This is a genomic window from Corynebacterium parakroppenstedtii (assembly GCF_019754935.1).
Classification (GTDB): domain Bacteria; phylum Actinomycetota; class Actinomycetes; order Mycobacteriales; family Mycobacteriaceae; genus Corynebacterium; species Corynebacterium parakroppenstedtii.
The window spans coordinates 1499611-1525696 of record NZ_JAGSOA010000001.1; the positions used below are offsets into that span (position 1 = coordinate 1499611).

Annotated in this window: 17 protein-coding genes; 12 read left to right on the top strand and 5 right to left on the bottom strand. The window is 58.9% G+C overall.

What is annotated here, in order from left to right; all coding sequences use genetic code 11:
* Positions 1–420 precede the first annotated feature (420 nt).
* Positions 421–1320, top strand: coding sequence for a glucose-1-phosphate thymidylyltransferase RfbA (rfbA, locus tag KCQ76_RS06405; protein WP_046203631.1), 900 nt, complete (start codon positions 421–423; stop codon positions 1318–1320).
* On the opposite strand, the gene KCQ76_RS06410 is transcribed toward rfbA, so the two are convergent.
* Positions 1306–1788: an LbetaH domain-containing protein gene (locus tag KCQ76_RS06410; protein WP_160296140.1), complete on the bottom strand. Its 483-nt coding sequence runs from the start codon at positions 1786–1788 to the stop codon at positions 1306–1308. The two genes, rfbA and KCQ76_RS06410, sit on opposite strands and share 15 nt — an antisense overlap.
* A gap of 130 nt (positions 1789–1918) precedes the next feature.
* Between KCQ76_RS06410 and KCQ76_RS06415 the strand changes: the two genes are divergently transcribed.
* From KCQ76_RS06415 to KCQ76_RS06440, 6 genes are all read left to right on the top strand, one after another.
* Positions 1919–2980, top strand: a complete 1062-nt coding sequence (locus KCQ76_RS06415) for a glycosyltransferase family 4 protein (RefSeq protein ID WP_052722233.1) — start codon at positions 1919–1921, stop codon at positions 2978–2980.
* Between the two features lie 258 nt (positions 2981–3238).
* A complete protein-coding gene (locus tag KCQ76_RS06420; RefSeq protein ID WP_046203630.1) occupies positions 3239–4456 on the top strand; it encodes a hypothetical protein in 1218 nt (405 codons plus the stop codon).
* Positions 4457–6223, top strand: a complete 1767-nt coding sequence (locus KCQ76_RS06425; protein WP_046203629.1) for a tyrosine-protein kinase domain-containing protein — start codon at positions 4457–4459, stop codon at positions 6221–6223. It begins immediately after the preceding gene.
* Between the two features lie 15 nt (positions 6224–6238).
* Positions 6239–6823, top strand: coding sequence for an arsenate-mycothiol transferase ArsC (locus tag KCQ76_RS06430; protein ID WP_052722231.1), 585 nt, complete (start codon positions 6239–6241; stop codon positions 6821–6823).
* 49 nt (positions 6824–6872) lie between these two features.
* Positions 6873–7454 (top strand): ElyC/SanA/YdcF family protein, encoded by a 582-nt coding sequence (locus tag KCQ76_RS06435; RefSeq protein ID WP_046203628.1) that lies wholly within the window; start codon positions 6873–6875, stop codon positions 7452–7454.
* Positions 7455–7675: 221 nt separating this feature from the next.
* The gene (locus KCQ76_RS06440; RefSeq protein ID WP_082089803.1) at positions 7676–9892 is read left to right on the top strand and encodes a PTS sugar transporter subunit IIABC; all 2217 of its coding nucleotides are present in this window, start codon (positions 7676–7678) and stop codon (positions 9890–9892) included.
* A gap of 30 nt (positions 9893–9922) precedes the next feature.
* Here KCQ76_RS06440 and KCQ76_RS06445 read toward each other — a convergent pair whose 3' ends face one another.
* Entirely contained in the window at positions 9923–12238 is a 2316-nt protein-coding gene (locus tag KCQ76_RS06445) for an MMPL family transporter (RefSeq protein ID WP_082089802.1), read from the bottom strand.
* Between the two features lie 297 nt (positions 12239–12535).
* Here KCQ76_RS06445 and KCQ76_RS06450 point away from each other — a divergent pair, with 297 nt between their 5' ends.
* Positions 12536–13855, top strand: coding sequence for a hypothetical protein (locus tag KCQ76_RS06450; protein WP_046203627.1), 1320 nt, complete (start codon positions 12536–12538; stop codon positions 13853–13855).
* 49 nt (positions 13856–13904) lie between these two features.
* Here the strand turns inward: KCQ76_RS06450 and KCQ76_RS06455 are convergent, their stop codons facing one another.
* Positions 13905–15146, bottom strand: a complete 1242-nt coding sequence (locus KCQ76_RS06455) for a hypothetical protein (protein WP_046203626.1) — start codon at positions 15144–15146, stop codon at positions 13905–13907.
* Positions 15147–15216: 70 nt separating this feature from the next.
* Positions 15217–17379, bottom strand: coding sequence for a M13 family metallopeptidase (locus KCQ76_RS06460; RefSeq protein WP_231725435.1), 2163 nt, complete (start codon positions 17377–17379; stop codon positions 15217–15219).
* 302 nt (positions 17380–17681) lie between these two features.
* On the opposite strand from KCQ76_RS06460, the gene KCQ76_RS06465 reads away from it, so the two are divergent.
* The 4 genes from KCQ76_RS06465 (at position 17682) to KCQ76_RS06480 (ending at position 22450) form a co-directional block, all read left to right on the top strand.
* Positions 17682–18521: a hypothetical protein gene (locus KCQ76_RS06465; protein WP_146003253.1), complete on the top strand. Its 840-nt coding sequence runs from the start codon at positions 17682–17684 to the stop codon at positions 18519–18521.
* Positions 18521–19420 (top strand): PrsW family intramembrane metalloprotease, encoded by a 900-nt coding sequence (locus tag KCQ76_RS06470; RefSeq protein ID WP_052722229.1) that lies wholly within the window; start codon positions 18521–18523, stop codon positions 19418–19420. The genes KCQ76_RS06465 and KCQ76_RS06470 overlap by 1 nt, the downstream gene beginning before the upstream one ends.
* A gap of 166 nt (positions 19421–19586) precedes the next feature.
* Complete coding sequence (locus KCQ76_RS06475; protein WP_231725434.1) at positions 19587–21017, top strand: glycoside hydrolase family 25 protein; 1431 nt, start codon at positions 19587–19589, stop codon at positions 21015–21017.
* A gap of 74 nt (positions 21018–21091) precedes the next feature.
* Positions 21092–22450 (top strand): glycerate kinase, encoded by a 1359-nt coding sequence (locus KCQ76_RS06480; protein ID WP_046203623.1) that lies wholly within the window; start codon positions 21092–21094, stop codon positions 22448–22450.
* Between the two features lie 11 nt (positions 22451–22461).
* Here KCQ76_RS06480 and KCQ76_RS06485 read toward each other — a convergent pair whose 3' ends face one another.
* On the bottom strand, positions 22462–26043 hold the full coding sequence (locus KCQ76_RS06485) for an arabinosyltransferase domain-containing protein (protein ID WP_235428812.1): 3582 nt from the start codon (positions 26041–26043) through the stop codon (positions 22462–22464).
* Between the last annotated feature and the right edge of the window lie 43 nt (positions 26044–26086).

Here is a 26086-nt window from a genome sequence, read left to right on the forward strand (position 1 = left end):
GATAGGGAGAGTAGGAATCAGGGGTACTTGCAATGGGGAGCGGTGGGTTGATCCTCATAACAATTTGATAACGCCCATATAGTAGGACCTGTTGGCTGACTTTTCATGTTTCTGGTCCCGTTGTTAACCAACCCTTTACATAGGGGCCATATAGCGACGAGAAAACAGCGATTCTGCTGCTCCACCTGCACGTCGCGGGCTATTTTTTGCGACATTGCGTTCTATGTAATTGGTGCTGTTAATGCCGATCTTTAGAAGCGGATTAGCGGGCTATCGGGGGGCGCTCGTAGGCACTATGAAAATAATTCTATAAATTATCGACGCCTATTTGTGAGGTTAGTCACAATGCGGTTCTGGGTGCTGCAATATAGGTGAAATATCCAATAACCCTACATACGGAAGCTAGGTACGCTGGTACACGTGAAGGGCATCATTTTGGCGGGTGGGACCGGAACCCGCCTACATCCAATTACGTTGGGCACGAGCAAGCAGCTCACGCCCGTCTACGACAAACCCATGATCTACTACCCGCTGTCCACCCTTATCCTGGCGGGTATTACCGACGTCCTCGTTATCACCACCCCTCACGACGCGACCGCGTTTCACCGGCTCTTGGGCGACGGATCCGCCTTCGGTATCTCGATTTCCTACGCGGTGCAACCCTCACCAGCAGGAATTGCCCAAGCGTTCGTTCTTGGGGAAGAGCACATCGGCAACGAACCCGTCTGCCTCATCCTCGGGGACAATATCTTCTACGGACCAGGCATGGGCACCCAGCTTCGGCGGCACACCGCGCCCGACGGCGGCGTTATCTTCGCCTACTGGGTGAAAGATCCCACCGCGTATGGCGTCGTCGAATTTGAACATCAGGGTGATGCGCCCCACCAGCATACGTCGACCTCCCAATTCCGCGCCCTCGGGATTGAAGAAAAGCCAGCGCACCCGAAATCTCACTATGCCGTCCCTGGCCTCTACTTCTATGACAACGACGTCGTGGACATGGCTAAGGACCTTGCTCCGTCGGCCCGTGGGGAGCTTGAGATCAGCGATATCAATCAGCGATATCTGGATGCGGGGCGACTTACTGTCGAGGTTCTTCCTCGGGGAACAGCGTGGCTGGACACAGGCACGCACGATTCACTCCTGGATGCCGGGAATTTTGTGCGCACCATTGAATCGCGGCAGGGGCTGAAGATCGGCAGCCCGGAGGAAGTGTCGTGGCGCATGGGCCATCTGACCGATGATCAACTCCGCGAGCGGGGAGAAGCGCTGGTTAAATCCGGATACGGCTCCTACTTGCTGGACCTATTGCGCAGGTAATTCGTGCGCGGGGATCCCCACCAGCACGGCACCCGGGTGCTCGCACGACTTTGTCACCACAGCATTTGCTCCGACAGACACATCGTCGGCAAGTGAAAGAGGCTTGATAATCCGACAACCTGCACCTAAACGGACATTGTTGCCTAGGACGGTCTCCTGCCCGCGCGGGGCCTCGGAGATAGTGACAGAGGACTGCACCTTCAGATTGGTGCCGGCTTTGACCCGACGGCCCATCACGACGCCGGTGGGGTGGTACAACATAAAACCAGGTCCGACGGACACTTCCCACGCCAGGTCGGCGCCCGTCACGACATGATTAATTTGCTTAACCACAGACCCCAAGAGAGGTACGCGCTTCCCCGCAACCTGAGAAAGCCGAAATATCACGACGGCAAGAAAACCGACATTGAGCAGGCCGTGCACCCCATTTTCGGCCCTGCGTGCTGGTGCATCCTGGAAGATGAACATATCGAGGATCATACGTGAGCACGTATTGCGCGGCCGCAACTATCAACACCGAGATCAGCACCGCCATGAACGCGGGGAGCAGCCCCGCAACCTGCCCAGACCGTAACGAGACCCCCACGAACCAGAGAACATGAAAATACTCCACGTCACAGAGTGCTTCGCCGGAGGCGTCGCCACGGCCATCAACATGTACGCCTCACTCGCCCCCGAACACGAGCACATGGTGCTCTACACCGCCCGGCGCGCAAACTCCCCAGCTGAACTCAACCCCGAACTATTCAGCCAGTCGTGGCGCCTTCCGGACCAGCATCGGGCAGCCATCGAGACTGTCCGACGAGTGCGCGATCAGGTCGCCCCGGATGTGATCCACACCCATTCCAGCTTCGCTGGCGCGTACGTGCGCCTCGCTCGCTTGCGTGGGAATAAACGGCGCACGCCCACGGTGTACACACCCCACGGTGTGGCCTTCGCGCGGAAAGATATCTCGGCGCTACACCGCGCGGTGTTCTATTCCGCCGAATGGGCATTGTCGTGGGTAACCTCCGTCTTCGCGCCCTGTGGCCAGTGGGAAGGGGAAGTTCTTCGACGGCTCAACCGTCGAATACCGCAGGTAGTAATACCTAACGCTACGATGCCGACGGGAGTGACATGGAATCCCACTGGAGTCCCCACGGTGGCGATCTCCGGACGCGTCACGCCCCAGCGCAGCCCCGAACTCTTCGCCGCCATTGCGCGCCGGGTGCATCGGGAGCGGCCTGAGGTCGAGTTCCAGTGGCTTGGCGGTGGGGATGCCGACCTCACCGCATCGTTGCAGCGCGCCGGAGTTCACGTCACCGGTTGGCTGGATAAAGACGATCTATATTCGCGCTTGGCCAGGGTGAACGTCGGCCTCCATACAGCTCTGTGGGATGGGTACCCCATGGCCGTGCTTGAGATGAACGACATCGGCGTGCCTGTCCTGGTCCAAGACATCCCTGCTCTCCAGGAATGTCCGGCTGAGGCGCGTTTTAATGGAGTTGACGACGCCGCTCGAAAAGTTATCAGGGCGATTGAGGAGCCGGAGTCTCTTCGGAATGCGTGGGAAAAGGTCCAGGATAATCACAGCGTGGCGACTCTCGCGGATGCGCTCCATGAGTGCTATTCGAAAGCGGGGGGGAAACTAAGGGTAGAATTACCATCGGTATTCAGGTAAATAAAACTTATTAATTACCGCGTACCGAGGTAACTGATTCAGTTTGCCCCCATATCCGCCACGATCCGAACCACCGCACGAGTACGAGCACGAGCATAAATACCAGCCCGAGCCGTGCCCATGCACGAATCAGACGCACAATATCCACTAATAAATACTCATTAATAACCGAAGGACACGAGAATGCGGGCTGCTCCCTCCACTGGTATAAGTGGCCGTCGCAGCTCTACGCCTCGAAGCCACGTTCGGGGAACCCACATGTTTTTCTCGCCCGAGGACATCATTGTGTTCTGGTTCCTCGGGCTTCTGTGCTCCTTGGCCATCAGTGGTTTGCATTCACATTTATTACCGCCGAAATTCGATCGCGACGCCCAAGTCATTCAGAATCTTCTGGCAAAACCAGGCCTCGTGAGATACGAGGACTACGGATCTTTCGCCACCATCACGTCGGTGTATCACGCGCTCGGGTTAGCGCACTCACCGACGCTGGCCGGCTTCTTCGGCGTCATTATTGCGCACTGCGCATTAGCCGTCGTTCTCTGGCGAATGAGGCCAATCCGCGTGACCGCCTTTAGCGTTGGCGCGCTCGTTCTTTACTCGCTCCTTGTGGGCGTCTACCAGGGAGTTTATACCAAGGAAATCATTATCAGCGCTGTGGTCATCATCGTGGCGGCCGTGCCGATGGGGATGCAGTCAGCGTGGATGTGGGACTGTGTTCTCGCGGTCGTCATGGCTGCGTTGGGCTATTATTTCCGCCCGTATTGGGTGCTCATCGCCGTCTTTTTCATTGGGCTCCGACTCTTCGTCTCGAACACCGCGCTGTCCCGTCGGTGGATCACAACCCGTCGCTTTATTCTGCTGATGCTGGTCTGTTCCTTGGTGGCGTCATTAGTCATCGTGGCTCGTGGTTTCCCCGCGGACCACTACCGCACCTTGGTTAATGCCGGCCGAGGAGCCGACACCGGGTCGCTGATCGGCCGCTTTGTCGAGAACCCTGAACCGATCGCGGGAATAGTCAATGTTGTGCTCTCGACGGTCATGTTGATGTTCCCCGTGACCCTGGCAGCTAAACTATCGCCCTACTACCTGGTGATTTTCGTAGTGATCGCCAGTTTTTGGGCGAGCTACTTCTACGCCGTCCGGCAGTGGCTGCGCAATGATCATCGCCCCCCGCTAGTTGCCCGAGCAGTGTGCCTGATCGCCGCATTTGCCGTTGTGCAGGGGCTTTTCGAACCAGACTACGGATCCGCACTCCGCCACCTCACGCCACTGATCCCGTTGTTCTTCATTGTTGCGGCGGGGGAGCGAGGCAACGAACGTGTGGCAGAGCGCGATGTGCCAGGTGGCAGTGGTGCCGGGCGCGGTGTGGCAAGTCCACCATTGCCGACGCCAACCCAGCTATCGCCACCACCCCATCCTTTTTCAGCATCCAATCGTCCGAGTGACCGCCCTTCAGCCCGTCAAAGTGAGAGCTAAATGACTTACCCGCAGTACAGTGACCACGTCGATGCCTACCCACACCCCGCGGGTGTCGCTATGCCTCCCGAAGAAGATCGGACTCAGATTGTCCGACGAATATGGGCAGTAATCCGGCGTAACGCCTGGATCCTTGCACTGTTTATCGTCCTGGGTGTCGCCGGCGCATGGGGTGTCTCCATGCTGATGCCGACGAAATACACGTCGACAGCGTCGGTTTTCGTCTCAGTGGATAGCGACGGATCTAATTCCGACGCTTACCAAAGCACCCAGTTCGCTGAGCAAAGGATGCAGTCCTATGCGCAGCTCGTCAGCGGTGACGTTCTTGCCGAGCAGGTCATCAAAGACCTCAACTTGGATATGACGCCTCGGGACCTCACCAAGGAACTCGAGGCGACCGTCGTTCAAGACACCGTGGTCATGGAAATCTCCGCCACGGACACCGACGCTGCTCAGGCGCAAAAAATAGCGTCGGATGCCGTGAAGGTTCTCTCCAACCAGGCCGAGCAACTCGAAGCGCGCACCGACAACAACGACAACAACGGGAATTCGAGGTCACGCTCGTCGTCGAACCAGCAGTCCACGACGGCCCCCAGGATCTCGTTGATCAATCACCCCGAAAAAGCGACGCAGCCGTCGTCGCCAAAAATGGCCATGAACCTGATCCTCGGTGGTGTACTTGGGTTCCTGGTGGCCTGCATCCTTGTTGCGCTGCGGTTCTTCCTGGATCGCTCGGTGCGGTCGAGCGAGGAACTTGAGCGGCGCACGGGCCTGCCGAAGCTGGGGAGCGTACCGGTCATTCCGGAAGCTCAGCGGACCAAGCCACTGGACTTTAACGACGATCGCGTCCGGCCGGCCGAGGCATTCCGCGAATTACGCGTTAACCTGCGGTTTGTCAATGTGGACAACCCGCCGCGCGTGATTTCCGTGACGAGTGCGCGGATCGCCGACGGTAAGTCCATGACCAGCCTAAACCTCGCCGGGGCTCTGGCCGCTGACGGCGACACCGTGTGCCTGGTCGATGCGGACATGCGGCGGTCCAAGATGACGACCTACTTTGGTGGGGCCATCCACAGTTCCGTGGGGCTCTCGACGGCGCTGGCTGGCGACGCCGACGTGGCCGATGTTCTGCAGGAAACCGAGATCGCAGGGCTGGACGTCCTTGCTGCAGGTGTGGCACCCCCGAACCCTGGCGAGCTTTTGGGCAGTCAAGCATTCCGCCACATTCTCGACGAACTACGGGAGCGCTACGACTGGGTGATCGTGGATACGCCGCCGATCCTGTCCGTCACCGACGGTGCGTTGGTCGCTACCACTGTCGATGCCGTTATCGTCGCTGTTCGATACGGGAAGCGTAACTACGACGACGTCACCCGCACGCTTGCATCACTGCGGGCGGTGCACGCGCCGATCATCGGCACTGTTCTGACGGCCGTGCCGCAAAAGTCCGACGAAGGGCGGTACGTGGGGTCCTACTCCAGGTATGAGTCGGGAAGCGAACATAAGGCGGTGACTGCGACTCCTGCATCTTCGGCGACCAGTGCGGGTTCGACGACCAGCGCTGGTGATGAAGAGAAAGCTGATTTGAGTAACTCTGAGCAGGAGAAATCCGAGGCTAAGGCCGACGTCGATGAGCAGCAGGATGTCGACGAGAGCAATACCTCCGAGGACGCGACGAATGCCGACGCCGATGATGACAACGTCACCGAGGACACCGTCGACGACGACACCGAGGAAGTTAAAAAGGGCGACGGGAAGGACGACTGACTAGGGTAGAGGCCTATGAAGATCGTCTTCGTCTGCACCGGCAACCAATGCCGGTCGCCCGTGGCCGAATATGTCGCGCGTTCGTTTGCCAATGAACTCACCGCCCAGGCGAAGACAAAGGCCCCACGACCAGCCAATTCACCCTCACCGGAACTCGAATTCGCCAGCGCGGGATCGCGTGCTCACCGTGGAACACCCATGGATCCACGGGCGTTGCGCTTCCTCGCCGAAGAGGGCATTAACGCCGACGGCTTCTCCTCAACACGGCTCAACAGGGCAGCCCTCGCGGGCGCGGACATCGTCGTCGGTATGGAAACCGCCCACGTCGAACACGCGCTCCGCATCGCACCCGCGCTCCTCAAGAAAGCAGCAACACTGAGGCAACTCGCAGCCTGGTCGGCGATCGATTCAGTCCGCTTTCCCGACGACATCGCGCACCTTCGCGCTACCCGGACAGGCAAAGAGATACTCGACGCCCACGGCCCCGACATCCCAGACCCAGTGGTAGAGAACGACGACGACTTCATGCGCATCAGCCGTGAAGTCCGCGACAACGTAAAAGCACTGGTCGAGGCCATTGTTAATGGCCAGGATGCCTAGTTTCACGCCCGCTGTATCACGCCCGCCCCAAACACCAAGCCGAGGTTGAATGCGCCCGTCTCACCGCTCTCACATACGACGGCACTACCCCGTACGCCGCGCTATCGCGGTTATCGTCGCGATCATCATCGTCGCGTGGTGCGTTTTCGCCGTGCGCTTTTTATGGTTTCCCCACGTCGATAAACAACCCGCTCACGTCGACGCTATTGTGCAGCTCGGGGGCCCGCATGGTGGCGTCGATACTTATGAAGCAACACGAAATATGGCGCGCGATTACACCACCAACCTCGTCATTTCAGACCCCTACACCGAGAAACCCGACCTCGGCGCGCGGATCTGTGCACCTGACCCCGGCGTCGCCGTGTACTGCATCCACCCCGACCCCAGTACGACGCGGGGCGAGGCGCAGGCCATCGAACAGCTCGCCGAGGAACACGGGTGGTCGCACATCATGGTGTACGCGACCGGGAAATACCACGTCGCGCGTGCCCGGATGATCATCGGACGATGCTACAGCGGCGATCTCAACGTCGGATACCATAAAACCCCTCTGAGCTGGAAAGACACGATCTGGGAGTGGGCATATCAGACCGGGGGCGTTGTGAAAGTACTTTTTCAACGAGGGTGCTAATGCGTGCTGATGGGCACCGCCACAATGCGTGACGACGGCGCACCGCTGTGCTTACCTCACCGTGCTTGCGCGATCGATGCAGCACCGATGTTGAACCGATACCGCACTGATGCCGCCCGATGTCGCCCCAAGACCGGATGCGAGGGCATAGTGCCGTGTTGCCTATGGGTAAGCTGACAGAGACAAGTCTAAGAAGGCTCACGTATTCAGGAAGTAGACACATGACCGATACTCCCTCCGAGCGCCCCTCTGAGGACGTCACGACAACACAGACCGCGCCGCATAAAACCGCGACGGGGAAAGACAATGTCGTCGAAATCGTCGCTCCCGTGTCCGGACGAGTCATCCCCATTGAAGACGTCCCCGATCCCATGTTTTCCGAAAAAGTCGTCGGAGACGGCCTAGGAATCTCCAAGCCAAAGAGCGGGAAGATCCTGGCGCCCGTATCGGGGAAAGTCATGATGGTCGCCAAAACCGGCCACGCATTTGCGCTCAAGACCGAAAATGGGCTTGAAGTTTTAGTCCACCTAGGAATCGACACCGTCGAGCTCAAAGGTGAACCCTTCGACATGACGATCTCCCGAGGAGACCAGCTTCACGCTGGAGACAAAGTCGGCATCATGGATGTCGACGTCATTAAATCGGCGGGCAAAGACACCACAGTCATTGTCGCGATCACCAACACGGCCAAGAAACTCGACGACCTCAAAGTCACGCACAAGGCCGTTACATCGGGTGACCCTATCGCCGCTGCCACCCTGAAAAAGCCCAAGTCCGTAGAGAAGCCGACGACGAGCAGCGCGCAAGGAAGCAGCGCGACCGCTACGACCGAGGCAACAACAGCAGGATCCACACCGGCATCTGTGGCGACGGCAGCCGGTACGATCGCTGATGCTGCACAACCGGGTGCTGCGCAACCGGGTGCTGCCCCCACCGCCACTGCTGAACGCCCAGCCGATCTCTCTGGTTACGACGCCACCGCATGGGACGTCATCAACAATATCGGTGGCAAAGACAACATCAGCTCGCTGACGCACTGCATCACACGCGTGCGCTTCTACCTCAAAGACGAATCCAAAGCCAACGATGATGCTGTTCGGGATACCGACGGTGTTATCGACGTCGTCAAAGCAGGTGGACAGTACCAAGTTGTTATCGGCCCCGCCGTCGAAGACGTCTACGACGCTGTGACCAAACAGCTTGGAGATGTTGAAACAGCAGACGCAGCTGACGCCGAACCTAAAGAACGCCCCACTACCCTGTGGGGCTGGGCCAAACTGGGGTTCAGCTCACTGATCGGCGTGATCACGGGGTCCATGATTCCCGTCATCGGTCTGTTGGCCGCCGCCGGTATTTTGAAAGGTATTCTGGCACTATTAGTGCAGGCAGGGTGGGTAGATGACAGCACCCAGACTTACATCATTATTGATGCCATGGGCGACGCTGTCTTCTACTTCCTGCCCATCTTCGTCGGATTCACTGCCGCTCGAAGACTCGGATCAGACCCCATCATTGTTTCCATTGTTGGTGGTGTCTTGGCCTATCCCACGTTGGTAGATATGGCCTCAAAACCAGGGGATAAGTCGTTACTCGGCATGTCACTCAATGCCGAATTCTTCGGTCTGCCATTCCACATGGCATCGTATAGCTACTCCATCTTCCCGATGATTGTCGCCGCGTGGCTGGCATCTGTCGTGGAACCGTGGCTGAAGAAGGTCATCCCGACTGTCCTGCGTATGATTTTCGTCCCGCTGTGTGAAGTCGTCATCGTATCGCTGGCCATCATGCTGATTCTTGGCCCAGCTGTCATGTTTGTCTCAGAAGGCATTGCGTCCACGCTGATGTGGATCTATCACATCTCGCCCACGATTTCAGGGCTCATCATCGGTGGTTTTTATCAGTGCCTCGTCATCTTCGGATTGCACTGGGCTGTTATCCCGATCGTTACGGACCAAGTGTCCGGCCCTGGTGGGGATTCCCCGATCAATGCGATCATTTCCGCGACCATGGTGGCCCAGGGTGGTGCTGTACTGGCTATCTTCCTGAAGACCAAGCTCCTCAAGATCAAAGAACTCGCAGGCCCCGCCGCGATCTCCGCCTTTTGTGGGATCACCGAGCCGGCCATGTACGGTATCAACCTGAAATACGGCCGTGTGTTCATCATGGCATCTATCGGTGGTGCAGCGGGCGGAATCTTGACTGGCACATTTAATGTCACCATGTACGCATTTACCGGCGCGCTCGTTGGGTTCCCGTCATTCCTCCCGCCGGGAGTGGGCATCGGCGCTAACTTCTGGGGCTACCTCATAGCCTCGGTGACGTCACTGGTCGTCTCGTTCGTGCTGACATACTTCTTCGGCTTCAAAGACAGCGACGTCGAGAACGGTCGCGAAGTGAAGAAGGTCCGACTTGGCCGTCGAGACCCGGTGCAGAAATAAGGAACGTGGATTAGGCCGACGGAACGTGGATTAGGCCGACGTGTCCGTGGCCGTGTTGCCTGACTTCCGTGACAGGCGGGACGGCCACCACACCCGTCGGCCAATTAATTCGACAATCGACGGCACCAAGAACGTCCGCACGATAAACGTGTCGATAAGCACGCCCAACGAAATAATGATCGCGAGCTGCACCAGGAACTGAATCGGGATCACGAAGAGCGCGGCAAAGGTGGCCGCCAGCACCAGCCCGGCACTGGTAATCACCCCGCCCGTGGAGACAAGCGAACGACGCATACCCTTGCGGGTGCCCACCGCAGGAGCCTCCTCGCGAACGCGCGTCATCAAGAAAATGGTGTAGTCAATAGCTAGCGCCACTAAGAAAATGAATCCGTACAGTGGCACAGTCGGATCCGCACGATCCAAACCCACGGCCGTGAACAGCAATGACGCCACACCAAGCGCCGCGCCATAACTCAGCACCGTGCACAGCACCAGGACCAGCGGGGCCAACAGCGACCGCAGCAACGCAGCGAGCAAAATTGTGATCAGCGCCAGAACAATCGGAACAATCACTTTCCGATCATGTACCGACGTTGCGTTGGTATCGACGTTGATCGCGGTAGTGCCACCGACCTCTGCGTCCATGCCCTTCAGTTCGTGGCGCAATGTCGTGACAGTTTGTTGTGCGTCATCCGAATACACCGGCGACGTTAACGTGGCCGACAACAAGACGTCGCCATCAACAACCGTGGGCGAACCGGACTGGCCAGGCTGAGAACCCGCGCCGGAATCCCCTGTTCCCGTTTGCACTGTTCCGTCGGGGGAAAGAGGGAGCGAGCCCGACGGAGAATCCGTACTCGATACTGATACCGATTCAACCCCCGTCGTGTTTTGAATAATGCGCGCTGTAGACGGCATCTTTTCTTCGGGAACCACGACGTACGCCGGGGAGCCCGAACCTCCCGGGAAGTGCTCATCCAGCACAGTCTGGCCATCGCGGGCCTGGCTGTCTCCCAGCACGAACTCACTTTGGGGAACACCATCCGCATGGAGCGTCGCCACCCCCACACAGCCAGCGGCCAACACGACCGACACCCCTACGGCCAACTGCCACGGGCGGCGCGACACAGTTTTCGCCACCCACGACCACACTGGGGACGCGGCGTCAGCGTCGCCCTCGGACGGCGTCGGCACGCGAGGCCAGAAGACACGGCTGCCCGTGAGGAATAAAACCGCAGGTAGGAACGTCAATGAGACGATCATGGCGCAGCCGATTCCCACCGCTGCCACCGGACCCAAACCAGAATTCGAGGCCAAGTCAGAGAACAGCAGACACAGCAAGCCGGCCGACACCGTTCCGGCCGAGGCAAGAATCGGACGCCACGAACCCAGCCACGCAGCGCGCGTCGCCTGCCATGCCGACCCGAGGCGCGTACCCGAGGACGGGAGCTTGCGTAATTCCTCCCTGTAGCGGGCCGTGTATAAAAGCCCGTAATCCGTCGCCGCGCCGATGACCAAGATGAAGAGAATGCCCTGGATCTGGCCGTTAATCATGACGATCCCCGATGAGGCTAGCGCAACATTAACCCCAACCGCGGCCACCAGGGCGATCATGGACCCGAGCAGGACAAGGAACGGGAGGAAGGGGGACCGGTAAACGGCCACCAAAATGACCAATACGGCGGCCACTGTCACGAGCAGAAGTAGCCCGTCGATGCCGCTGAAAGCGTCAGATAAATCAGCCGTATAGCCAGCCGGGCCCGTCACCCACCCTTTGACGTCGGAGGGGAGATCGGACTTCAACGTCGATGTGAGGTCTTCCACCGCATCCGTCGGGTTACTGTTGGATGGAAGCAGGACAACCATTTGAGCAGCTGTTTTGTCGTCAGATGGAATGAAAGGGCTCGCGGAGTCGTCTCCTCCCGCAGCATCGCGAAGTTGTTGAGTAACCGGGGCCAAAGCCTGGATATCCAAGGGCTTTCCGTCAGACTGCTCAACAACAACGATCGCGGGGAGCCGATCTTGATCCCCGAACTCCTTGATCTTCTGTTGGACCTGCGCCGATTCCGACGATTGCGGCAGAAATGACGATTGGTCGTTCGTTGCAACGTTGCTGAGGTTGCCGAATTGTGGCCCGCCGAAAGCCGCAATTCCCAGCCAGACCGCAATAATGATCACGCTGAGAGCGACGAGCTTCCCGGTTCGAGGCGATCGTTGGTGTGGGTACTGTCGGGGCGATGTGCCATCCTTTCCTACCGACGAGCTACCCCGCGCCGGAGAGGCCGGTGAAACATTGTCTCCCTCGGAGCGTGGAGAGCCGCCGGGGGAATGTGGAGTTGTGTTCATGCGGGCCGACCTCGGGAAACTCGGGGGTGTAGGGCGATGTAGCTGGGGAAACGCGGGCGAATAGCCCTCGGAATGCGGAGCCTACGGTTATCTTCCAAGCAGTGGCTCCCAGTCTAGGGGAGATGGTTAGGGAAGGTGCCTGAGTCCAGCGTCGACAATAAAAAAGTTGGCAGGAAAGATAGAGAGGACAACGCACAGCAGTCACTGTCGCAGGCCGCCGCTGCAGGCGCATAAATTAGTTGCATGAGTTAAGCCCGGTGCCGGACCGCAGGGTGCTGAACGAAGGAAACAGATAATATGACCATTCCCCGAGATAGAACGACACTTCGCCGCCGCCTCGTGAGCCTTTTCCAGGATTGGCGGTGGGACGGAACCTGGTCCCTGCGCACGATCCCCACCGACGGGCGCGCACCTTTATTTGGCGACGACGACGCACAATGCCAACGCCACCGCCGTGTGGTTACCGACATGATTACGGAAGGTTTCCCGGGAACCGACGTCCACTTTGTGAACCTAGAGGATTCTGCAACGGAGCCGGGTGGTTCTGATGACCCAGCTGCCCCTGCTCACCTCATTACGTTGATGTGCCATGACCTCGCGACCAAGGACGAGCGGCCACTGACGCAGATTTTTGTGTATCAACTCGGAGTGTGGCGTGGGTTCGCGATCCACCACATGTGGGGCGACGGGCCCACCATGCGGGATCGGCTAGGGAGCGTGTACGCATATGTGGGATCTATATGGCCATGTGGGCGTTTTGCCGACGACGGTCACGGCCAGCCGGAAAACGGCACGCCCACGGCGGCCCCGCGAAAACTTATCCGCAGCGATGCCACCTTCCTCATGCAGTTTGGTGCATGGGTGGAAACGCTGATCAGGCACCCGCGAGCAACGTTGCGTAGCGTTAAAGATGTTCTGAGCGCTGAAAAGGCGTCGTCGGATCAACATGTGGATGATCGGCAGGCCGTGAACCGGCAGCCGGTGGACACAGCTCCGGCGGAGTTACTTACCACCACCTTGACCTACACATGGGAAGGTCAGGAGGGAGAGAAACCAAGGGCTATTCCTCTGGCGTGGGATTGGTGGAATGAGCTGAACAACCAGCTTGATGAGGGCGATGGTTATCTCGATCCCAACGAGTTTTGGCTCATCGTTGGTTTGCGTCGCAACAGTAAAATCCTGGCTCACCGCGGCGGGAATCTCCTGGTGAGATCGCGTATTACCGTTGGTGGTTCACGTGCTACCGACATTGCCGCGACGAAAGAACGCTTGAAATCGCCGTTCGCGGTCACGCGCGCAGCTCTGAGCGCCGCGCCGCAATTAGTGAAGCAAATCCTTCAGCTGCCGCGCACGGTTCATCTTCCTCCGATGGCTATTCGATCCTCCACCAGCCCGTTCTCGATATCCACCATGTGGACCTATAACCGTCTGGCCGCCGATGAACCCCAAGAAATCGCCGTCGGAACACAGGGGCTCGGGACCCTACTGGTCGGCAGTTTCGAGGAAGGCCGCACGTATCGCGTCATCATTTCCGGGTTCGTGTCCCAGAAAGTGCATCGCGCCGGGGTAGAGGCGCTGGATCGCGTCGTGAAAGACGCAGGATATACGCGGGTATAGCACTGACGCGGTACGTATCCAGCCTGCACGCGCCGCGCTACGCTCCCCGTCAGACCTGGGCGTGCCGTCCCTGCGTCGACACTGGAGAACACAGGTACGGCACCGCAACGATGCTCACCGTCATAATCGCGCAGAACAGATACACGACCGGCCCACCATGGAACACGAGCGGAACAAGCATGAATAACACGGCGCGAGCACCGCTCCACACCATGTACCCTCGCTGTTTGCCCACGATAACCGGGTATTTCGAGAGCATCGCGGAGACCATGCCCGTCGTCGCGTACAGCGAGAGCGCAACGAACAGCGGAAGATAGTCCGCCTCCAGGTACGCGCGATCATTCCACACAATGGCCGCATACTGGACCAAGGCCGTCCCCACACCGAGTACCACGGCCACGATCGTTGCAATGCGCAACTGCACGCGGTAACCGTCGGGATCGTTGTTGCGGATCGCTTTCGACGCGGGAGCCTCAAAGCTGGGGGAGACTACCTGCTGTGCCAGCGTCAAGAACCCACCGTAGAGACGGACAACAATTGCCCATGCGTTCGCATAGGAACCCAGGACCGGCGTGACCATTCCTTGGATTTGGAAGCCGATATCGCCGAAAAATGTGCCCGTTGTCGCTTCCTTGTGTTCCCGGATGTAGGACCACAAGGGCGGGGCGAATACCGACGGGAACGCCACCAATGACGACCACTCGCGCTTAATCGTTGCCCCCACCTGCTGGTTTGTCGCCCGGGCCAACAACACCGCGCCCACCACGTAGTTCAGCGCAGCGACATAAATGAGGCCCTCACGGACGGGGACGAGGAACACAACCACGCAGGTCGCCACAACGTTCACGACGCCGTAGAGGAAACGAACCCGCGAATATACGTCCATCCGGTCTTCGCGGATCGTGATCGCCACGTACATGTTGTACACAGTGATCGCCACGGTCGCGAGCATCGCCCACAGCACCCGCGCCGACCACGCAGGATGGAGCCACATCAGCGCAACGCCGACAACACCCAGCGCGACTGTGCCAACCATCGCCATAAAGCCCGAGGCAGCCGTCGAGAATGACAGTCGGTCGTCGGGAAGACGGAGATACACACTGTGGTAACTCAACGTCATCGTGCGGGACACGATCATGCCCAGGGACACCGGGAACAGCATGTAGGCCACCATCCCCGGCTGCTTGGCCACCACCGGCACCACCATGGCCACGAAGTTCAGCGCCTGGCCGATGAGGGCTGGGCCGAAGCGTGAATATAGTTGCCGAAGACGCGTTAAGGCGTTCCCCATCCGTCACCTCATTATTTTTCACTCGCCATCGACAACCGTTGAGCTCACAGCGGTACGCCACCACAGACGGCTACCAAATCTGGACGCGGTCCTTCGGATCCAGCCACATGCCATCGCCCGGGTGGACGTCGAAGGCCTCAGCAAATTCGTCGATATTTCGGGCGATGACATTACACCGGAACTCAGAGGGTGAGTGGGGATCGATCGCCAAGTACTGCGCGCTTAGCTGCGGGCGGATTGCTGTGCGCCATACGTTTGCCCAGGCCAGGAAGAGTCGCTGCATGGCTGTGAAGGTGGGGGCGTCGTCGTAGTTCATGCCGGTGTCCGCCTCCGACTCCTTACCCAGGGGCGCCAGGGCGGTGCCGTCGGTCAGAAGGAACGGCATCTCCGGGGACGTCTCTGGTGTGAGCCCCTGGTCCTCGAGGTACAGCCGGTAGGCAACCACAGCGATACCCAAGCCACCGAGATCGCCGATGTTCTCGCCGAGGGTGAAACGGCCATTGACGTGCTGGGCAGTCAGCCCACGCTGCTCAAGGCCCTTCGGGATGAGTGGGTTAAATTGATCCACCAACTTACCCGTCAGCTTTTCAAAGGCTTCGCGGTCCTCGGACGTCCACCACGAGTTTAAATTGCCTTCGCCGTCGAACTGGGAGCCTTGATCGTCGAAACCGTGGCCGATTTCGTGGCCGATCACCGCGCCAATACCGCCGAAATTCTGGGCCATATCCGCGTCGGGATTGAAGAACGGCGGGCGAAGGATCGCAGCAGGGAACGTGATGTCATTGACCACCGGGTTATAGAAAGCGTTGACCATTTGAGCCGGGGCCACCCACTCGGACCGGTCCGTCGGGTTCCCCACCTTGGCGATCTCATACCGGTGGCGCCACGCCGCCGCGCGTCGGGAATTAGCTACAAGATCTTCACCATGAGGGGAAAACTCCAAGTTGTCGTAGGTTTTCCACTGATCCGGGTAGGCAATTTTTGCGCGGAAAGTCCCGAGCTTCTCCAGCGCGCGATCCCGCGTATCCGGCGTCATCCAATCGAGGCTGCTAATCCGCTGGCGGTACGCCTTCAGCAGGTAGTCCACCAGGGACAGCATCTTCTGCTTGTGTTCCGGCGGGAAATGGCGCGCGACGAACTCCCGGCCGATATCGTCGGAAATGGAGCCATCGAGGAACGACACCGCGCGCTTCCACCGGGCTCGCTGCTCGGTCGAGCCCGACAACACGCGCCCGTAGAAGTTAAACGACTCGCGGCTCACGTCCTCGGCCAGCAACGACGCACGCTGCGTCAAGATCTGCCACCCGGCCCATAGTTTCAGTACGGACAGATCCGTTTCCTGTGCCAGCGTCGCCACATGCTCCAGGTAGCTTGGTTCGCTAACCACGATCGTGTCCGTCGACAATTCTGTCGCTTCCAGCCATGATTTCCACGGGAAACCGGTGGGCAAATCGTCCACGGAGGTGGGGTTATAGGTCTTGAGCGCGTCGCGAGTGTCTTCCACATTCCAGTGGCCCTTCGCGAGGCGCGTCTCAAACTCAATGATGGTGTCCGCCAACTTCTCATTGGACGCGTCGGCGAATTCTGCCGGGACGAGGGGAGAGTCCTGCCACTCCGGGCCGCTGGTAGCGTCGCGAGCCATCGTGAACATCGTCGCAATATGCTCTTTAAGCTTGTCGACGATGGGGCGGTGAGCCTCTTCGCGGTAGTAGGCCTCATCGGGAAGAGTGAGCCCGCCTTGATTCAGATAGGCCGTGTCGATGGGTGAATCCGACGCCTTCGCCACGTAATAACCGGCCAAACCACCAATCCCGACGACGTCTAACGCGCCGAGTGCCCGCGCAAAATCCTCAACATTATCGACGTTGATACGTGCGAGATCGTCCTTCAGCGGAGCAAAACCGGCCTGGTTGACACCCTTGTCGCCGTCGACGTCCATGAAGCTTGCGAAACCCGCGCCGATCCGTGTGGTGGGGTCGGCGTCTTTGATAATCGCGTTGACATCCTCTTCTGCCTGGTCGCGAAGTGTGTGGAAGGTGCCGTCGACGGGGCGATCGTCGGGGATGTGGTGGTGCGATAGCCACGGGCCGGACACGTACCGGTAGAGATCGTCGCTGGGTGAAGGGCGAGTGGCTGGAGCTTCTGAAATATTGTCAGGGATTAATGTTTTGTCTGCGTGATCGGTGTTCGATGGCTCGTTTTCCGATGGTGTGGTGGGCTCGGGATTGTTCACGGTTATGACCTTCCTTTCATGTGTGAGGAATGATAGCGGGCGGGTAGGACATGCAGTCACGCTGCCATAGTGGGTAGCGGGGCCGGTGTGGGGTTCTCAGCATTCGCTTGTGGTGAGGTGTGGGCTGCACAGCCCAGGTGATTTTGGTTACAAAACAGAATTTTATTAGCTATAAGAAGCGGGTAAATGGGCAGGTCACCACCCAGATACTACCGACCGCCCGTTATTCTGTGGTGCTTTCCATACAAAAACTACGCGCGCAGGCACCCTGATGTCCCGCTGTGCTGCTATTGTCCTTCGTCATGAGTGGCGAGAATACACACGACATACCGCCGTGGGGGGACGCACCGAAAGAGGGGCAGCCACCCACGCACAGCACCGTCGCAAGCGTTGACGGAGGCGTCGGGGGAGGTCAACATCCTGACGCAGCCGGCGATCTTGACACGGCCCGGGAGCTCGACGCCGACGCATCCCGTTATCAACCCCTTCCGCAGGGGTCCAAGAAAACCGCTATTTGGGCAGCGTCGTTAATCGTTGTCGGAGGGCTACTAGCCGCACCGGTCATTATCGATAAGGGTGCGCCCGGTGACTATCCCGGCGATAAACACGGCGGGGATATCACCGTCGGCATGAAAGACAGCACGAACTTTACCGGTCCCAACCTGGGAGAATGCTACGACCAGTCGGACGATAACCCGTACGGATCCACCTACAAGTGTGGCAATGTCAACATCGACACGGCCACGATGAAAGGCAACGACGATGTAGACCACGTGTTCCGTCGTGGAATCCGGGCTACTGCCCACGTCAAAATCGACGGCGACCTTCCCACCACGGAGGCATCCAATGGTGAATGGGACGCGCGCGTGACGGCCTTGGAGCCGAAGGAATCCGTCACCAATCCGGACGCGAAAAAGGTGGTGTCCACGGCTTTTACCAAGAAGGACGATAAGTCAACAACCATTATCGCGACCGTGAGCAGTGCCGATGATGAAGCCCTAGCTAATACGATGAGCAAAATTGTTTCCGCGCGTGGCTTGAAAACTGATGCCGTGCGCATGGCCCTCACGACGTCGGCCACCAGTGACAATGACGCTCGCGGAGAGTCCAACGAACATCTACCAAACACGGGAGAGGCGTAATGCGAAAAGACGTATTCACCTGGACATACATCGTTCTTGCGGTCGTATGCCTCATTGCTGGCGGTCTCATGTCGGCCATGACTCTCGCGGAGACACCCGACGCTGTCGCAGTAGGTGTGGTGGGAGCCGCAATCTACCTCATTGTGTTTTTCGCTATCATGCGATTCCTGCCGATCTGGAGAAAAGGCAGCCTGATCTGGGTAATCGTGAGCCTCTACTGGGGAGCGTTCATGGTTATCTCCACCGTCATGGTCACGGAACTCGCCTTCGCCGACATCTTGAAGGAGGCGGGGTTGGGGCGGTTCGAAGCTTCCGCAACCGGCGCGATCCCGGAGGAGCTCGCCAAGGCGCTGGGCGTCTTCGTTATCCTCTTCATGGCGCGACGTGTCTGGGATAGGCCGTGGCATGGACTGTTGGCCGGCCTCTCTGTCGGCATGGGGTTCGAGGTCATGGAAAACTTCGTGTACAGCGGTGGTGGAGCCCTCTATAACGCCACGTCAGACGTGCAAGGCGCCACCGAAATGTGGATCCTCCGCACCGGGTTAGGGTTCGGATTGCACCCCATGTGCGCAGGTCTGGCCGGTTTCGGAATGGCCAGCGCCCTCATGCTGACCAACAAATCTATGCTGTGGCGGTTGACGGTGGGCATCGGTAGCGTGCTCGGCGCGATCGCGTTCCACGGATGGTGGAACTTCCAATGGCCAAGTTCGCTCCAGCTGGTTGCCGTCATCGTCGACTGGCTTGCTCTGCTCACTGTGACCATCGTCATTCTGGTTAAAAACTGGTCGAAGGCGAAGCGGGATAAGAAACGTCCTCTGCCTAGCCATAAAGAAGCCTGGGATCTGATTCCGGTGCGTGACACTCAATATCCATCAGTGCCGACGACCGCTGCGCAATGAGGCGGAATAAGGCGACCGTTCTGTGTGGGGCAGTGGTTTCGTCGGCAATTGTCATGCCATGTGGAGCCCCCGCTATGCCAGGTAGAGAAAGCGATGATACGCAAGTAATCGCATGAGTAGCGTGTTTCGCCTGTTGTTTATGTGTCTAATGAGTTAAAGTGTGGCCATGTCTGACTTGCGTAAGCCCTCCGCCGCACGTTCGCGTACCCGGTTTCGTCGAATCATCCCGGGACTCAACCCGTTCCCGAAAACGATGAAACACCGGAAGTTCGCCGGCGTAGCCCTTATGACAGGCTCTTTATTGACGACGGCCGCCCTCGTGTCCACGGCGACAGGGTTTACGCCAGCCGATGCCCTCAACGGCATCGACGTCTCGAGCAACAACCACTTCGGTGGGCAGGCGATCGACTGGGATTCAGTGGCCAACGACAACCAGTCGTTCGCGTTCATTAAGGCCACTGAAGGTACGAGTTACACCAATCCGTACTTCTCATCTGACTCGAAGAAGGCCAAAGCCGCTGGCCTGACGATTGGTTCGTACCACTACGCCCGGCCCGGCGGAGATCCGCGCCAAGAGGCGCAGTTCTACACGAAGGAACTAGCCAACCAGCCGCAGCCGTCGCTACCCCCAGCTTTGGACCTGGAGGAAACGGGCGGTTTGAGCCCGTCCCAGCTGCAAAAGTGGGTCCGTGACTGGGTTGATGAGGTGGAGAAGCAGACCGGCCGCACGCCGATCATGTACACCTACTACAGCTTCTGGATTAACAACATGGGGAACACCACGGAGTTCTCCGACATGCCGCTGTGGCTGGCGTATTACGAGGATTCCTTGCCATCGACCATCCCCGGTGGCTGGAACCACGTCACATTCTGGCAGCACTCCGGTTCTGGGTCCGTCGACGGTGTTAACACCGAAGTCGACTTGAACAAGTACGACGGATCGGACTCCGAGCTCGCCTCGCTGGCGAAGAGCATGAAGGAAGACACTCCGGTTGGCGGCGTGGCCACCACGGTGAAGCCAGCCGTGGACGCTGATGTTGCGTCGGCAAGTGTGTCCAACGACATCCAGCATCAGCTGCAGACCAGCTCAAACCCGGTTCTGAAGACCATTGGTAATTCGTTTAACGTCCCCATTCCGGATTCGGTTCTGGTGGCGACTTTGGGCGTGGCGGCCGGAACGGTGTCGCTGTCGCAGCTGTGGGACACGATTCGTGAAGAGGGCTTCGGTGGCCAGCTTGCCGATCAGCTCGTGCGGGCCGTGAGCGAAGTATCCCAGAACGGTGGGCTTCCGAAAGACCAGCTCCAAGGGCTTTTGGGTGACAATGCTGGAACCACCTTAGGGCAGCTGGAGAAGGCCCTGTCTGATGCGATGGTTGCCCTGGGCAGTGGCGGAGCGCCTGCTAGTGACGGTTCCGATGCGAATTCGTCGGGAGCATCGGGAAGTGCGGGAACGAGTTCCAGCGGTTCGGCTGCAGGAAGCTCTGACGCTTCGGGTAGCAGTCAAAGCTCCAACTCGGGTAGTGCGAGCGGATCGACTGGTTCGACCCAGCTCGACCAGGGACAGCAGGTTCAGTCCGTTCCTGACTCGAATTCATAGGCTCATCAGCATTTGATAGCAGCCGGTAGCATCCGATACCCGGTTGCACCCGGTTTACACAGGGGACGGCTCTTATGCGCGTACTGATAGCCCCGGACAAATTCAAGGGATCGCTCACTGCCGCGGAGGCAGCGGAGGCTATGGAGCGTGGGGTGAAGCGTGCCCTCCCGCGCACCGAGTGCGCGACAATTCCCGTTTCCGACGGCGGCGAAGGCCTTATCGAGGTCGCCTTGTCATCGTCCCGACGAGGTCGTCGTAGTGGTGGGGACGATGCGTACGCTGATTATGATGGTGATCCGTACGTTGATTATGATGCTGACCTGCGTGTAACGAAGGTACGCGGCCCACTTGGCGACGATCATGACGCACGGTGGGTTCTGATGAAGCCCTCCGACTCCAGTGGTTCTCACTCGCGTCGAATGGATGAATTCACCGAGCGCTTCGATGGCCACGACGGGGACGAGGGCCACGATTCTATTGCCGTTATCGAAATGGCGGAAGCCAGCGGGTTGGCATGGATCACGCCTGGGCCAGACGCGTCCCTGCGAGCGGACAGCTACGGTACAGGGCAATTAATTCGCGCGGCGGTGGAAGCCGGGGCAACAACTATTATCTGCGGGATTGGCGGTTCTGCCTGCACCGATGGCGGAAGTGGGGCACTTCGCGCACTCGGCGCTCGGATCCTCGACACTGACGGCAATGACGTTGCGCCCGGAGGTAAAGGCCTGTGCGATGCGCACGCGATTGATACGTCGGATCTCATACCTTCTCTCCGCCTGCGGCCTTCCGACCCTGAATCTGATCGTGTCCGATCACACCGCGAGTACCGCGTCCGCATCATCATTGCCACGGATGTCTCCAACCCTCTCCTCGGATCAGATGGCGCGGCAGCCGTTTATGCACCTCAAAAAGGTGCGGGTCCTCGGGAAATAGGCGCACTGGAGAAAGGTCTATCCCAATGGGCCGCGTGTCTCTCTCGCCTCAACGCAGACATTGATCCAGCCAAGGAAGGAATGGGCGCAGCCGGCGGTTTTTCCTCCGGTTTAACGGGGCTGTGCTCCGCTGTGACCGTTCCCGGTTTTGATGCCGTTGCCCAGCTCAACGGTTTTGACGACGCTTTAGAAGCCGGGGCTGATCTGCTGATCGTCGGGGAAGGCTCTCTAGATAAACAGACGTTGTCCGGGAAAGTCCCCGTCGCAGCAGCGCGCCGGGCTGGTGCGCGCGGCATTCCGGCCGTGGCTGTCGCCGGAGCAGTCAACGTTCAGAAGGACGAGCTCGCGAACGCCGGAATATCGGATGTCATTGGGCTCGCTGAGGTGTCAGATCGAGCGGGTGACACGGACGACACCATTCAGCACGCCGCCGAGTACGTCGAACGTGCTACAGAAAAGCTTGTCCGACGGTTCCAAGCGGGCCACACGCACCCGGTCTAGACACAACCGGCCTAGGCGGACGACCCCTGGTCTTTGTAATTCATCGGGCCAGGGTTCCACAGACCGGAACGAGTTTCGGTCTTTTCGGTAATATGTCCGGGTTTAATCTCTTTCTTCTTTGAATTGGCAGGTGGTAGGAGTAGGTCGAGTTCACCCCAGTCACGTCCCCAGTCATCCCTGAAGTAGGTGGGTAGAGCCATGGGGACTGTGGTTGTTTCGACCAGGCCGAGGGATCCGCCTCCGCTGTAGTCCATCCATCCGCTGTTGGCGCGTTGCGAGTCATAGCTGGGCGCTATTCGGTACTTCGGCAGCTCTGCCACGCCTGCCCAGTGATCATATTGACGCTGGCAGGGGAACTGCAGCGGTGTCTCCCATTCAAGGAACACCGGGTCCTTGCGGCCCACATAGGAATTGAGGGTCTCAAGCTGCGGCATCCGTGGCGGCGTGAACGCTAACCAGTCCCGCCGCGCTAACTCTTTATCTTTAGCGTGCAGACGGAGCACATTGGCGTCCTCGGGGATATCAGAAGTGAGGAACCGGAGGTTTCGCCACATGGGTGCGGGACCGGGATCAATGGGGAGGAGTTCACCCGTGTTGGTGACTTTGCCACTGTCATCTCTGTGGCCGTACTCCAGCACCAAATCGAGGCCCGGCTGGACAACTCCATTGCTGTCGATGTGCTTAATAGATCCCGCAGCCGACACCACGATCAGTGGTGATGTGCGCTGGTCCAGCTTGTACCACGACGTCTTAGTCTCGGCAGGTACCTGAATGCCGCTGCTGTACGAGCCGACAACCGGCACTTTCTTGGGGTTAAGCCCGAACGGAAGCGCAGCCGCAGAATCGTTAATCCCGCGCGTGTGCTGGGTACCACCCTTTGTTCCAGCGGAGCTCGTGGAGCTCGAACTCGAATTGCTCGTTCCCCGGGCATTCGCTTTTTCAGAGTCACCGGCCCCGGCTTCCCCACGGTTCGTCCCTAATGTTTGTGACCCGCTGGTCGAGTTGTTCGTGCTCTGGTCAGAACTATCCGTATCGGACGAGTCGTTAGTCGAGTTCCGCGACTTGTTGTTCTCCGCCCTTTCTTGTTCCGCAGCATCAACAGTGTCGACCGTGTTGAAGTCGATGTCAGGGTAGATGGCTGCCGGGATATTATTCGCGCCGAAGTTTTGGTTGTTATCGGCGGTCAACGAATCCTTAAACTTGCTGCCGTCGGCAGTCGAGAGCATATTGCTCGACGGGTGCTTTTCCACCTCAACATAATCTGCCATTTGACAGGTTTTCCCTGCTAGAGTGCGGATATTTCCTAGCCCGACGGAGTACGCGGGGTATTGCTTAATAAACGCTTTCCCCATGGCTGCACAGTTAAAGACGACGACGAGCGCGCAGAGAACAGCAATGGGTGACGACGTCAAAGCAGCGAACCGTTGTGCCCGCGCGCGTTCACGCTTTTCCAGCGCTTCGCTCTCTGAATTGGTTTCGGCCAGCGTCTCCTGGATGTCCAACCGGAAGGATTGGATAACTCCCCACACCATGATGAGCAGCGCGATGGCCAACACAATGGTGGACACTTGGGTGTCTTTGATCGAGATGGGTTTGTCGTACCACGGGACCCCGAGCGAGGAGACATACCACCAGCCGTTAATACCTGCCAGCGCGAGAGCTCCCAGGAAAATGGTGACACCGAGGTAGAGGAACCGGTTACGGACGGATCGCGCGGCAAACTGTGACGCGGCAACCGAGGCTAGAGCGGCAACAGCAGCTCCCACACCTGCGTAGACACCGAAGTGGTGGGTCCATTTCGTCGGCGTGAATGCCATGAAGAACGCCGTTCCGATAACGACGAGGACGAGCCGCTGCGTTGGCCCAGGCCGCGCGCCCAGCACGGTTTTGTGACGCAACATGGCGGCGAGCACGGTGCCCAGTGCCAGAATCACCATGAAGATGGGGAATCGGCGGGCGAAGGACCCGTTTTCCGTCGCGGAGAAGAGTGCTTCGTAACGGACCGACTCCTCGTACCAGTGAAGTGATGGGCCGATAAATCCGCGCAGCTTGATCGACTGCATCACGGTGGAGAGAGTTTGATCCCCAAAAACGGCGACGAGGATCGCGGTGCCCACTGCGAGGAATGGCGCGAGTAGCGCTGTAACCGCTCCAACAACCGCTTTCTTGCTTGAGGATTTCGGGGTGCCCAGCGCGTCAAGACGATGGATGACGATCCGGAAAATGCCGGACAGTGCCGCCAAGAGTGCAGCGACAGCCATGAGTCCGGTTGGGCCCGCCGCGAGCGATATCGACGCCACGATGACGGCGAGAGCTGCCGGAGCCAGTCGGTCCGTGCAGATGGCCCGTTCCAGAAGGACCCATGTCAAGATCGCGCCGAGGGCGATGACCGGCTCGGGGCGCAGGCCGTTGTTGTAGGCCATCCAGACGGCGAGGAACACGAAGCCCGCGGTCCAGTAGGGGACTTTTCGTCTGGCGATTTCTGGGCCGAAGCGTGGGATGACACACCGTGAGAGAAGGAACCAGGTGAGGAATGCGGCGATGATTTCGGGCAGCCGCATCCACGTGGATGTCGTCCCGGCCCGTGCCATGAGACCGAGGAGGTCATAGTAGGGGGCGCCGAAGGGAGATTCAGGTACGCCAAACCACCTGTAGTAGTTGGCCATGTAGCCTGAGTGTTTGGATGCCCTCGCCATCGTGAGCAGGTAGCCGTCGTCCGACGTATTCGCACCGAAGAAGTACCAGTAGATCAGTACGGTGCTGACTATGCCGTCGAGGGTGGTGAACTTCTTCCAGTTCTCCGGTAGCAGCGGTACACGGTGGCGTGGGCCGACCTTGTCTAATCTCCAGAGCGCGACAAGGGAGACCAGTGCCAAGACGAGTCCCGCAATCATCACGACGTATTTCACCAGGGTCGGCCGCGACGTAAACCGCGAGTCGATAGTTGCGTGCGCCTGGAACCCGGCGTTAATGGCGTCGTCTTTGGCGCTCGACGAGACCTCGGTATAGACACCGGTCATCTGTGGGCGCCTGTCTCCTTCGACAGTCGCCGAGAGTTTTTTCCCACTCTTGTCGGTCTGACCAGGCACATCAATGGTGGTCGACGTTGCGTCGGAGTGAACCTTGAGTGTGGCGTCGTCGGGCAGTGAGTCAAGCGTCGAGTTCGTGATCTGAAGAATGACCTGGCTGCGGTTGATGACGTCGACACCGTCGTCAGTGGCGCGAACAATGAGCCCTCGGGACGCGACGAATCGTGAATCGTGCGGGAGGGTGGAGAGGAGGTCGGTCTGGTTGTCGTTGAGGTTGTCAACCAGGGAAAGTGGGACCGTGAAGTCGAGCGACTCGGGGGAATAAGAAATCAGGGGTGCGACAACGGAATTGATGTTGTCGTTTTGGGGCCAATCAATGGACGATTGCGTCTGTTTGACGGGCAGGAGGGGAGTGAGAATGAACAACAGGAAGGCGGCAATACCGGTGACCGCCGCCACCATTTTGGTACACCGAATGCGGGAGTCTCCGCCCGAGCCTTCTTTACGTGGCTGCTGTGGGGCGGGACTGCTTCCTTTATTGCCGTCAGTTTTCACCCGTGACACGTGTTGGAAGTCTACGTCACGTTCCTGTGAGGAGACCATTCTG